The organism is Anditalea andensis (genome assembly GCF_000714815.1).
In the GTDB taxonomy this organism is placed as follows: Bacteria; Bacteroidota; Bacteroidia; order Cytophagales; family Cyclobacteriaceae; genus Anditalea; species Anditalea andensis.
On the sequence record NZ_JMIH01000004.1, the window covers coordinates 162,027 to 176,066 of the forward strand.

The following is a 14,040-nucleotide window of genomic DNA, read 5'->3' on the forward strand; positions in this document are numbered from 1 at the left end:
TAAGATGTTCCTAAAATAAAGAGTTGTTATTCATTTATATGGGATTAGTGGTAGCTTAATCATGGAAAAAAATAGTTTCTTAATTGGTTATTACACGCGCTATACCTACATTGATATCTATATATTTACAATTCATAATCATATTTGATACATATATACCCTATTATAAAGATATGGTAGCCGTCAGTAGCGATAATCCATTATTACAAATAACCAACCTCATTCAAAGTTCCCTGCTACTTTGATATAAACCTTATATTACATGGTCAGTAATCGTTATTTAAAAGAAATATTCCATATTTCACCTCTTCCAATGCTGATTATTAAAGCTGTTTCTACTGATTATGAAATGGTAAATGCAAACCCAGCTTTTAACAAAATTTCTGATTTGACAAATGAGCAATTAATAGGACAGAAATTATTCGATGTATTTCACTCTCATGCTGTTTTTAATGGATCCCATGGGCTACACATGCTTCGTTCTTCACTCGAAAGAGTGATTGCTACTAAAAAGCCAGATATTATGAAACGGTTCAGTTATGACATACACCATCATACATACAACCAAAGCCTGATAAAATACTGGGAACCGCAGAACCATCCCATCTTAGATGAAGATGGAAATATAGAATACATTCTTCACATGATCACGGAAGTGACGGATGCTGATGAATTTGTGAAGGAAAGTGAAAGAAAAATCCAAAAGATTCTTGACCATTCTCTGGACATCATCTGTACAGTAGATGCCACAGGTAAGGTCAGAGAAATTAATGCAGCAGTAGAAGTAATCTGGGGCTATACCCGTAAAGAAGTAGAAGGCCGGGCGTTTGTGGATTTTGTACATGAGGAAGATAAACCACTTACGTTACAGCAAACCAATAATCTGATAGGCGCAATAGAACCCTTATCATTTGAAAACAGATTTATTCATAAAAATGCAAAATCTATCCCCATGCTATGGTCTGCCCATTGGGATAGAAATGAAGAAAGGATTTTCTGCGTAGGAAAAGATGCTACCATATTTAAAAAAGCAGAAGCGCATCGGAAGCTAAATGAAGAACAATTTAAGAGTTTGGTACAGCATGGTGCGGACTTTATAGCCATTCTCAATATAACCGGTATTAGCACTTATGTAAGTCCTTCTTCCAAAACTATTACAGGTTGGGAAACAGACCAATTATTAGGAAAAAATGCCTTTTCTTTTATCCATCCTGAAGATGTCGATAGAATCATCAGGCTATTCAATAAAATCATAGATGGGGAGAAAACAGTCATCGATACTTTCCGAACGAAGAAAAAGGACGGGAAATACATATGGTTGGAGACTTACGCTATTAATATGTTAAATAACCCCATCATCAATGGTGTGGTTATAAACGCACGAGATGTTACAGAGAAAAAACATTACCTTGAATGGTATGAATATGTAAACAAAGCTACCAACAATGCCATTTTTGACTGGAACCTCGAAGAAGATCTCATTCAATGGGGAGGTAATACCGCCCTGCTGTTTAATGCTCCTAGTGAAATAATGAAGCAGAAAATAAAAGATTTTTCTGAAAGAATACACTCTGATGACAGGGAAAACACCCTAAAACATCTAAATGAGATGATTTCACAGACAGATGTTCAGCACATTGAAACTACCTGTCGAATAGCGCATGAAAAAGGTCATTACTTAGATATCAACATTAACGGTTTCTTTGTAAGAAACAGGTCCGGAGCAGTCATTAGAATGATAGGCGCCATAAGGGACATCACAGAACAGAGAAAATACGAAACAGCCCTCCAGCTAAGCAATCAAAGATATGAACTGGTCACCCAGGCGACATCGGATGCTATCTGGGATTGGGATATAGGAACTAATAGTGTCTTCTGGGGAGGCGGGATAGAGAAACTTTTTGGATATTCTTCAGCCCTATCCCAGGACCACATCCATTCCTGGCATTCGCGGATTCACCCCAAAGATTTTAAAAAAGTAACAGGTCAAATATCACAAATCATAACAAGCAATAAAAACATCTGGGAAGGTGAATACCGGTTTCTAAAATCAGATGGTGAATATAATTATGTCTATGACAGAGGGTTTGTAGTTAGGGATGAATCTGGAAAAGCCCTACGTATGGTGGGGGCCATGCAGAACATACACCAAGATAAAATTAGAGAAGTGGAAAAGAGCCTAAAATTAGGAATAGGTAAAATCTTTACCCTTAGAAAAACATTAAATCATTGCTTAAAAGATTCTTTAAAAGCAATTTATAAAATCCACGAATACGCCTTTGGAGAAATATGGATGACAAGCCTAGATAGGAAAAGCATAGCTTTAAGAGCCCACTACGGGATTAATAAATATACTGTAAGTGAAGATCATGGCTGGTTTGAGAAAGACCATGGACTTCCTGGCAAGGTTTGGAGTCAAAACGTACCTTTTTATATAGATGCTATAGAAGATGATCCTGATTTTATCAGAAAAACTTTTGCCAAAGAAAATAACTTTGGATTTATCTCAGGCTTTCCCATCCACTCTAATAAGCAAGTCATCGCAGTAATAATTTTCTTTTATAAAACGAAAGAGAACATGAGTAAGGGTGCTCCTTTCACTCAAGAGATTTTAGACTTTTTGGGAAGTGAAATTCAAAGAAAAAAAGCAGAATTAGAACTGGACCACTTTTTCGAACTATCCCCTGACCTCATGTGTATCACAGATGCCAATGGTGTTTATATGAAAATAAACGAGGCATTTATCACATTGTTGGGTTACCATAAAGACGACATTATATCTACTAACTTTATAGAGCTTATCCATTCAGAAGATAGGCATATTTTTACTGATATGGCAGATAAGGTAGCCTCCGGTGAGATCATGAACCATGAAAGCAGAATGAAAAAAAAGTCAGGCACTTACCAATGGCTATCATGGACAGCTAAACCTTTTCCGGGAGATGGCCTTATTATCGCTGTAGGTAAGGATATTTCAGAAAAAAAATTACAGGAGGAAGCCTTGGCCAATTCACATCTGGAAATGCTCAGTATTCTAGAAAGCATTCAGGATGGATTTATCGCCATAGACAGCGACTGGACGGTTAGTTACTGGAACACCGCAGCTGAAAAGATGATCAATGCCAGTAGAGAAAATATATTAGGAAAAAATATTTGGAGCGTATTACCCGAAGCTAAAACTCCAAAATTATATACAGAGTTTGATAAAGTAATTAAAGAGGGAGTTAGCTCAAGATTTGATGAATATTTCGCCTCATTAGACATGTGGCTAATGGTGAGCGCCTATCCATCTAAAACAGGTATGACTGCCTATTTAAAAGACATCACGGCTACCAAAGCTGCAGCGGTTAAATTAGCCCAGTTTAAAAAAGTAATAGAAAGCTGTCAAGATGAAATCGCAATCATCAGTACTATAAATGAATCAGTGTATTTAAATCCGGCATTTATAGAATCTTTTGGTTATGGTTCAGAAATGCTGAAACATCTCGGAGGTCCCCAAAAGATATTTGCCAATGAAAGTCAGGCAGTAGAAGTCTTTGCAGACCTTCTGGCAGGAAGGCATTGGAAAGGGGATGTGGAACTTAAAGATAATTCCAAAAACATACGAAGTTACTATATCAGTTCAGGACCTATCTATGATGACCACAACTTGTTGATAGCTGTTTTCATCATTCATACTGACATTTCTAATCGAAAAGATATAGAAAGCAAACTTCGCACGCTATACAATAGTTTGAAACAACAGGCCAAGGAACTTACCCGTTATAGAAAGGAGCTGGACCAATTTGCCCATATTGCCTCAAAAGACCTAAAAGAACCTTTAGAGGAACTAAACCATAACCTCCATGCCTTTAAGACAAATTATGCCCAATCTATAGATGGGGATGGATGGCAGGATATCCACAAAGCAATGGAGAGTACAGACAGGATGCAGCACCTTATCGGTGACCTTTTGGATTATACTTTAGCCGGCAAAGAAGAGGGTCATTTCTCCAAAGTAGATCTAAATGAGGTAATAAAAGAAACACTTTTAATACTAAAAGATGACATTCATGAAAAATATGCCAAAATAGAGGTAGCCAAACTACCCCTAATCAAAGGCCATAAATCTCATTTTTTTCAAATATTTAAAAATCTGATCGGAATTTGCCTTACCAATCACCCAGGAAAACCAGAGATTGAAATCCATTTTAGTTCGGATAATACCACCTGGAATTTTTCATGCCGAGATAAAGGTCCTAAAAATAATGTAGATGAATTAAATAAAATATTTCAGCTTTTTGAAGTGAAAGGTGACAAGCCTTATGACAGTAAAGAAATAGGTTTATCCATAATTAGAAAAATAGTATCTTTTTACAAAGGAAGAATCTGGATAGAATCTGACTCCCCTGGCTTTGTCATACATTTCACCATTTCCAAAGATCTGGATTAATTTTACGACTTTTATCATGTAAATGATCAGGCAGGTTTACAGCGATGGGAAAAGTACCACCAATTTGCCAAGAAAGCTTAGCAATGAAAACAGTCATCACCTATAATTTATATTTCATTCAGGATTTTTTATGGGATAGATCTTTACATTCCTATTTTATCTAAATGCTCATGATAATTTTACTTCTTTACTTCAGTTTGTTTACATATTTTAGGTATTTATACCTCGTAAAAGTTTTTATGTTTTGTGATTAGTATCAAATATACTTCTTCATACAAAAAAAAAGAAGTATCTATGTATTTGGTTTGTTACCCTATATTTCCTTCCCATCGAATACAAATGATCAGTATGCAACATATGAGTGAGATCTTCATGATCTCCCCCACCCCAACTTTAATTGTTAAAGCTGATTCACCCTATTTTACTATAATAGGAGCAAATAATGCTTATTTAGAAGCAACTAATACGCGAAATGATGAGCTAATCGGAAAAAAATTATTTGAAGCTTTCCCCTTAAATCCATATGACTTATCCTACACCGAAGGTGTTGAAAAATTATCAGAATCTTTAAATACTGTCATACGTTCCAAAAAACCACATACCCTGGACCCTATACAGTATGATATTCCAATCAGAGGTAGGTCGGAATTTGAAGTTCGGTACTGGCACCCACATAACATCCCACTCATCAATGACAATGGGGAAGTAGACCAGATTCTTCATACCGTAACCGATGTCACAGCATCCTCTATCAGTAACAAAAAGCTCCAGGCTTCTGAATCTAAATATATAGAACTGGTCCAAAGTATGGATGCCATTATTTGGGAAGCTGATCCAGAAACCTATCAATATACTTTTATAAGTTCCCAAGCCAAAAAAATCCTTGGCTATGATCAGGAATCATGGTATGCAAGGGACTTTTGGCTCCAACATGTACACCCCGATGATCGTGAACATGTATTAGCATTTTCTCAATCTCAAATTAAGGAGCGAAAAAACCATTTAAATATCTATAGAATGATCGCCAAAGATCAATCTGAGGTATGGATCAGTGATGTAGTAAGTATTATCAGAGATCCCAAAGGGGGGATAAATCTCCGTGGGGTAATGACAGATATCAGTTCTCAAAAATCTGCTGAAAAGCAGGCCTTTGAAAACAGGATAAAAATCGGGAAAATACTCGAAAATTCCCTTGACATCATCTGCACCATAGATTCAGATGGGTTATTTGTAGAAATGAGTGCCGCCTCAGAAAGCATATTAGGATATAAACCTGAAGAATTAACAGGAAAGCCTTTCTTAGACTTTGTTTATCCAGAAGATAAAGAAATGACTTCTATGGAGTCCAAACAGATTATAAACGGGGATTTTACATCCACTTTCGAAAACCGATATATCCATAAAAATGGTAGCATTGTATATATATTATGGTCAGCTAAATGGGATGAAAGGGAGCAGGTAATTTATTGTATAGCTAAAGACGGGACATATAAAAAACAGATTGAAAAGCAGCTTCTACACAATGAACAGCGATTCAAGAGCCTGGTCCAATATGGGGCTGATTTTACAGCTATTCTGAATGAGAAAGGAGAGTTTACCTATGTCAGTCTAAACTCCGAATCCATCATAGGTTATACATCAGATTACCTAGTAGGCCAAAACGCCTTCAGACTAATCCATAAAGATGATTTAGTAAGAATTAAGGAATTGTTCTTAAACCTATTGCAGGGAAAAAAACTTATTTCAGACACTTTCAGATATAAAGCTGCTCACGGTAAATATCAATGGATGGAAACCATCGCCATAGATATGAGGGACAATCCTGCTGTAGCTGGTATAGTGATCAATTCCCGTGATGTAACAGAGAAAAAACACTATATAGAATGGCATGAATACGTCAACAAAGCTACTAATAATGCTATATATGATTGGGACATCCTTGAAGATTATATTCAGTGGGGAGGAAACAATGAAATTATAGATAATGACGCTAACACTGTAAACGCTCCATTGAAGCTATGGGAAGAGCGATTACACCCAGAAGATAGGGACATTATTTCCGCTGACCTGAAAAAAACCATAGAGAATCCAAAAGCATTTCATTGGAAAAAAGAGTATCGATTTAAAAATCCCAAAGGAATTTATCTAGATATCATAGAAGACGGATTTTTTATACGAAATGCTGAAGGAGAAGCTATAAGGATGATAGGTGCCTTAAGAGACGTGACTGAACGAAAAGGTTTTGAAACTGAATTACAGATCAGCAATAAACGATATGAACTCGTCACTCAAGCCACCTCTGATGCTATATGGGACTGGGATATAACGACTAATAGTTTATATTGGGGAAATGGTTTTCAGAAAATATTTGGTCACCAACCAGGAAACCTGGACAAAGACATCAGTTCCTGGAATAAACTGATCCATCCCAAGGACTATAAAAGAATAACCGATGACATAGAACATACCCTGAATAGCGATACTTCTACATGGGAGGGTGAATACCGTTTTTTGAAATCTTCAGGTGAATACGTATATGTATATGACAGAGGATTTGTCCAGCGCAATGCCGAAGGTACTGCTATAAGAATGGTAGGCGCTATGCAGAACATCCATCAGGAAAAAATCAAAGAGGTAGAAGACGATATTAAATTATCCATCAATAAAATTTTTACCACAGAATCTTCTTTAGAGAAATCGTTTAAGCAAACAATAAAAACCATTCTAAAAAAATCAGAAGCTTCCTATGGAGAGGTATGGCTTACTAATCTTGACCAAAACACAATATCGCTAAGTTCCCACTATGGTAAAGGCACATATACTATAGACAAAGATTACCTTCAGGTTAATCTTGACAAAGGTTTAGCTGGGCTACTATTTAAATCAAGAAACCCTACCCTTATTGAGGATATAGAAAAGAGTGACGTTTTTCTCAGAAAAAGTTTTGCTGAGACAAATAAGTTTAAAAGCGTGTGGGGAAACCCCATTGTTTTCAATGAAAAAGTTACCGCGATCATCCTGCTATATTATAAAAAACAACAAAGATCTGCTATATCGGCAACCTTAAGTACTGATATCCTCAACTTACTTGGTATTGAGATACAGCGTAAAAAAGCAGAATTGGAGTTAAATCAATTTTTTGATCTATCTCCTGATTTTCTATGCATTGTAGATTTAGAAGGTAAATTTATTAAGGTAAACCAAAAATTTTTAAATGAAATAGGTCCGATACAAAGAGACGGCCATCACTTAACCTATCATTATTACACCCATGAGCAGGACCTGGTAAATGTTGAAGGAGCTATTGAAACACTGAAAAACGGCAAAACGGCTTATAATGAATCAAGATATAGAACTAAATCAGGAGATTATATCTGGGTAGGCTGGGATACAGTAGCTTCTGTAGATCAAGGCTTTTTATTCACTATAGGAAAGGACATCACTGCTCGGAAAAAACAAGAAAAGGCACTTGAAAATTCAAACGCTAAGCTTTCTGAAACCCTGGAAAGTATCCAGGATGGATTTTTTGCCTTGGATTTTGACTGGAAAGTAACCTATTGGAATAAAGAAGCAGAAAAGATTCTTTATTCCAAAAGAGAAGATGTGTTGGGAAAGAGTCTGTGGGAATCGTTTCCTGAGGCACTAAAACTGTTATTCTATAAAGAATACAACCGGGCGATGAAAGATAGGGAAATCGTAAATTTTGAAGAGTATTTCCCTCCCTTTGCCAAATGGTTTAACGTTAGCGCTTTTCCAAGTGACGGAGGAATTACTGTTTATTTTAAAGATATTACTAAGATTAAAAACGAATCTACTAAACTATTAACATTCAAAAATGTAATCGAAAACTCCAAAGATGAAATAGCTATCATCAGTACCGTAAATGATTCTATATATTTAAATCCGGCTTACACGGAATCACTGGGATATGGCGCTGAGAAGCTCCAACAGCTGGGTGGACCCCAACAAGCCTTTGCAAATGAGGACCTTGCAGCGGAAGTGTTTTCCACGCTGTTATCAGGAAAATATTGGAAAGGAGATGTAGAACTTGTTACTAAGGAAAGAAAACTGCACAGCTATCATATCAGTGGCGGTCCTATTTTCGATGAAGAAGGCAAGCTTATAGCCGTATATATGATCCATACAGATATAAGTAAGCGAAGAGAGATAGAAAGTAAACTAAAAGTCCTATACAATGATATAAAGCAACAGGCTAAAGAACTTGCTGATACTCAAAAAGAATTGGAACAGTTTGCACTCATAGCTTCCAATGACCTTCAAATGCCCATAATCAGGATAAAAGAAAACCTAAATAATCTTCATGAAGCCTATCATCAAAACACACATCCAGAGGTGATTCCAGCTATATCTGATGCGATTCAAAACACAGATAAACTTCAATACATGATTAAGGGTCTCTTGGAATACACCTTGGCAGGTAATGATAAAGATGCCTATGAGAAGGTAGACCTCAATGAAGTTATTCAGAATATAAATAAGTCCCTAAGACATAAAATAGTAGCAAGATATGCATTGATCGACTATCCAAAACTACCTACCATCAAAGGCAATAAATCGGATTTTACTAAAATATTTGAATCCCTATTGGATAATAGCCTCACTTTCAATGTTGAAAGACCACGGATTAATATTGATTTCAATGCTACCAAAACCCACTGGTTTTTTTCCATTAGGGATAATGGCATCGGATTCGACCCCTCAAATGCCAATAGGATATTCCAGCTGTTCCAAACACTGGAACATCATGATTCAACATCTGGAAAAGGAATAGGGCTGGCCCTATGCAAGAAATTAGTTGAAAAATATGGCGGAAAAATATGGGTAGAGTCCCAACCTGACATTGGTAGTACCTTTTATTTTACATTATCAAAAGACCTATAACTTTATTCTAAGGTTATTAATAGCCGGAAACGCATTATATTCAAGTGTGCAGCTAATAAAGAGCTGCACACCTCTGCTGTTTTTTCCAGTATTACTGCGCTGCCCTTCCTATTTGCCATGAGTTTATCCTCTACTTTTATATACTAAATATCCTATCTCCTATCCAAACATAGAGTTAAGCCTCTACCCTTAATCATACAGTATCAATAACCTATAATTTTACTTTCTGCTGGTAAAATTTACATGGTAGCAAACACTTACCATAGATTGAAAGCTTTACTATTATTTTATAATTGTTACAAATTAGCAAATATTTTATGGCCATTAAAAAAAGATCATAGAATATGGTGTATATTAAAAATGCAAAGCGAATAGAAAACGATATAAAATTAAAAGAGTAAGTAAAACCATAAAAACCCAGAAAACCCAAAATGATTAACAGCAAAATTATGTATGAGGTATTCAATAAATCGTATACACCTGGTTTTCTATTGAATCCAAATGCCAACTTTGAAATTATTTCAATAAATGATGCCATGTTAAATCTTCTGGGTTTAAATCGAAAAGAACATGACGGTGGGCAGGTAAAAGGAATATTAAATAAAATAGATAGTCCCTTTCAAAAAAGTTTACTAGATGGCATATATGAAATTGTCCAAGTAGTAATAAATACTAAATCAGAGCAGGAAATATCAGTACCTATCCATACGAAAGCAAATACCGCTAACAAGCACTTACAAATAAGGGTAACTCCTATCTATAATGCTACTGAAAAAATTGAATACCTATTTTTACAAATGTTTGATCCGGCAAACGTTTTACCGGATATCACTGCTGAAATTGACCCATTAGAAAGGTCTGAGGTAGGATTTATAGCCAAAAAAATGTTTTTTTCGCATAAAGATGCCCATTTACTTTTCAATTTAGACCCTTTATATAAATTTATTTATCATCCTGACACACTGCAAATAGTAGAGGTCAACCAACCTGCTATACACGCACTGGGATATGATTATTCGGAGTTTTTTGACATGGCAGTGAATGAATTATTTGTTTTAAATGATAACATAGATGTTTTTAAAAACAAGAAGTCAAAGCAAACCCTGAATATGGAGCTGCCTATTTTAATGACCCTCCAAAAAAAAGATGGCCAATTAATAAAAGTATCATGCACCTTTAATGTAATTAATGCATTACACCCTGCTAAAATTTTAATATGTCAGGATGTAACTGACAGGGAAGCCGCTTTAGCAAAATTAGAGGACAATGAAACCAAGCTGCTGGCTGCTCAGCAGTTGGCTAAAATAGGGTATTGGAAGGTAGATCTCATGACGGGAGATGTGTTTATGTCAGAAGAAATTTACCAAATATGGCAAATAGATAAAAACAGTGTGATTGATGCACCTGAAGCATTTCTCCATTATGTACATCCGGATGACAGAAAAGCCTTTAGCTCTAGATTATCTGCTGCTATGGAAGGTAATGCCAATAAGGATTTTGAACACAGAATAATTTTAAACTCCGGTGAGATCAAGTGGCTGTACCAAAAGGAAAATCTAGTAACCAATAGCCATGGAGAAATAGTGCTTCTAGAAGGTACGGTACAAGATATCACCGAGAGAAAACTGGCTGAAGAGAAATTATTGAAAAGTGAAGCTAGGCATCGGGGCTTAGTAGAAACACAGACTCATTATGTAGTGAGAATAGATTTAAATGGAAATTATACCTTTATCAACAAAAAATATGAGCAAGATTTTGGTTGGGTATTCAACGAAGACAATAGCAGTGATCAGCGTTCATTTCTGTCTACAAAAGATTATCACCATTACAGAATAAGAGAGATCATCGCACAATGCCTTCAAAACCCTAATCAGGTCTATAAGGTCGAATTGGACAAGGTTACCCCAAATGGAGGTACCATTCATACTTTATGGGATTTTATTTGTCTTACGGATCCTGATGGAAAACCTGTGGAATTTCAGAGTATGGGAACAGATATCACCTCTAGGATAAAAATAGAAAAAGAATTACAAGAAAGTAAAAAAAGATATGAATATGTGATTCAGGCTACTTCTGATGCTATCTGGGATTGGGATTTGACCGAAGGGACTATTTTTATATCTACAGGTTTTTATAATGCATTTGGATATCAGGCAGATGATTTCAATATGCCTAATACATCCTGGTTTAACTTTGTACACCCTAATGACATGCAAAGAGTAATAGATTCAATAGATCTAGTATTAAAAGGGGAAGGCCTTACCTGGGAATCCGAATACAGGTTTAAGAAAGCCAACGGTATATATACATATATCAAAGACAGAGGGGTAATCATCAGAGATACTGATGGCCATGCCGTCCGGATGGTAGGGGCTGCACACGACATTACTGAAGAAAAAGCGACAGAAAGAGAAGACAAACTCAAACTTGGCCTAAGAAAAGTATTCTCAGAAAACCTGTCCCTGGAAAAAACCTATGAGAAAATATTGATGCATATCGTAGGATATAGGGAACTTCCTTTTGGTGAGATATGGGTTACCAATTATGAACAAAACAGACTCTTTAGGGCAGCTCACTTCGGTAGTGCTATCCATATAGAGGATTACGAGAAAATCAACCTGAACATTAATCAAGGTCTACCTGGATATGTTTGGCAGTCAAAATCATATCACATCATACATGATTTAGACGAGAGTCCTATTTATATACATAAAGCATTTGCAAGGAAAAACGGCCTCAAGAGCGCTATAGCATATCCTATCATCATTCAGGAGCAGGTAGTGGGCGTAATAGTGTTGTATAAAAATTCAGATCCAACCCTGGATCATGGCTTCTCTATCAGCCAATATATCATAGACCAAATTGCTACAGATATCCAAAGAAAAAAAGCCGAGCTAGAACTCAACCTGTTTTTTGACCTTTCTCCTGATTTTTTATGCATTGCAAGTTTTGATGGATATTTCAAGAAAATAAATCCGTCTTTCGAACAGGCTTTGGGCTATACGCATGAAGAGATATTAAAAACACCATTTATAGACTTAGTGCACCCTGATTTTAAAAAAAACACTTACCAGACACTGGCTTTTCTGAGTAGCGGTCAAAAAGTATCCTACCATGAAACGAAGTATCTTACAAAAAATGGAAATTATATTTGGCTTGCCTGGACATCTACGCCCCTGGAAGAGGACGGACTAATATTCGGCATAGCTAAAAATATCACTGAAAAGAAAGAACAGGAATCATTACTAGCAGCCTCTAATAAGAAAATTGCAGAAACTCTTGAAAGTATACGTGACGGCTTCTTTTCTCTGGATAAAAAATGGAACATTACCTATTGGAACAATGAAGCTGAGCGAATCATAGGCAAAAAAAGGGAAGAGGTTTTAAATCAAAACTTTTGGAAAATGTTTCCCGAAACCCGTGATTTGGCATTTCATAGCCGTTATGAACAGGCATTAAAAGAACAAGAACCATCTAGATTTGAAGCGTACTATGCCCCATTAGAGCTATGGCTTGATACCAGTGTATACCCTTCAGGTCAGGGGTTAACGATTTATTTTAAAGACATTACCTCAAAAAAAATAGCCGAACTGGAACTGGTTCAATTCAAAAAGATCATAGAAAGCTCCAAAGAATGTATAGGCATCATCCATAGTGACAAAAAAACATCTTACATCAACCCATCATTCTCGTCATTAATGGGATATGAGGAGGAAGAAGTAAAAAAAGTTGACAATTCTTTGGAATATTATGCCGATCAAGCTTTTGCAACCGAAGTTTTTCAAGAAATATTTTCTGGCCATCACTGGCAGGGTGATATAGATCTGATAACCAAAGAAGGGAAAACTATTCATTTCTACTTAAGTGCAGGACCTATCTACAATGATAAAGGGGAACTGATCGCAGCATTTGGTATCCATACAGATATAAGTGAGAGAAAAGCTGTGGAAAAAAAGTTATATCAGTTAAATGTAAACCTAACCAAACAAGCCAAAGATCTGGCGTTTTCGAATGCTGAATTGGAACAGTTTGCCTATGTCGCATCCCATGATCTTCAAGAGCCTCTAAGAATGATCAGCAGTTTTCTTCAGCAAATTGAAAAGAAATATAATCCATTACTTGATGACAAGGGTAGGCAGTACATACATTTTGCCATAGATGGTGCCCAAAGGATGAAGCAGATTATATTGGACCTGTTATCCTATTCGAGAGTAGGCAGAATGGAAGAGTCACATGAAAACATAAATTTGAATGAACTTATTTCAGAGATCAAAGCTTTGCTAAAAAAACAAACCGATGATACTCAGGCGATCATCGATTATGAAAGACTTCCCATCATTAAAAGTGTAAAAACCCCTCTTAGGCACCTGTTTTTAAACATAATAGAAAATGGGTTAAAATACCAAGCTGAAGGGGCTACCCCTCATATAAAGATCAGCAGCAAAAGTTTGCAAAATCATTGGCATTTTCAAGTGAAAGATAATGGAATAGGAATCAATCCGGATTACTTTGAAAAAATATTCATCATGTTCCAAAGACTACATTATAAAGACCAATACTCGGGCTCCGGTATGGGGTTGGCTATTTGTAAAAAAATCGTGGATTATTTGGGTGGGGACATTTGGGTGGAATCCCGGGAAGGAGAAGGCAGCACATTTAATTTCACTATATTAAAAGTGTTGGATTGACATAAGAATATAGGTTTT

General features: G+C 36.1%; 3 protein-coding genes. All 3 read left to right on the forward strand.

The features are described from left to right. The first annotated feature begins 262 nt into the window (after window positions 1–262). The 3 genes from EL17_RS00845 to EL17_RS22405 all read left to right on the forward strand — a co-directional run bounded on the left by EL17_RS00845 (window position 263) and on the right by EL17_RS22405 (window position 14,022). Complete coding sequence (locus tag EL17_RS00845; RefSeq protein ID WP_035068730.1) at window positions 263–4,432, forward strand: PAS domain S-box protein; 4,170 nt, start codon at window positions 263–265, stop codon at window positions 4,430–4,432. Between the two features lie 357 nt (window positions 4,433–4,789). Next, window positions 4,790–9,334, forward strand: a complete 4,545-nt coding sequence (locus EL17_RS00850) for a PAS domain S-box protein (RefSeq protein ID WP_164674883.1) — start codon at window positions 4,790–4,792, stop codon at window positions 9,332–9,334. 431 nt (window positions 9,335–9,765) lie between these two features. Continuing rightward, window positions 9,766–14,022: a PAS domain S-box protein gene (locus EL17_RS22405; RefSeq protein ID WP_084166062.1), complete on the forward strand. Its 4,257-nt coding sequence runs from the start codon at window positions 9,766–9,768 to the stop codon at window positions 14,020–14,022. The last annotated feature ends 18 nt before the right edge of the window (window positions 14,023–14,040 follow it).

Bases quoted from the DNA above. Each gene is read 5' to 3' on its own strand.
- EL17_RS00845 (WP_035068730.1), top strand. From the start codon at position 263: ATGGTCAGTAATCGTTATTTAAAAGAAATATTCCATATTTCACCTCTT.
- EL17_RS00850 (WP_164674883.1), top strand. From the start codon at position 4,790: ATGAGTGAGATCTTCATGATCTCCCCCACCCCAACTTTAATTGTTAAA.
- EL17_RS22405 (WP_084166062.1), top strand. From the start codon at position 9,766: ATGATTAACAGCAAAATTATGTATGAGGTATTCAATAAATCGTATACA.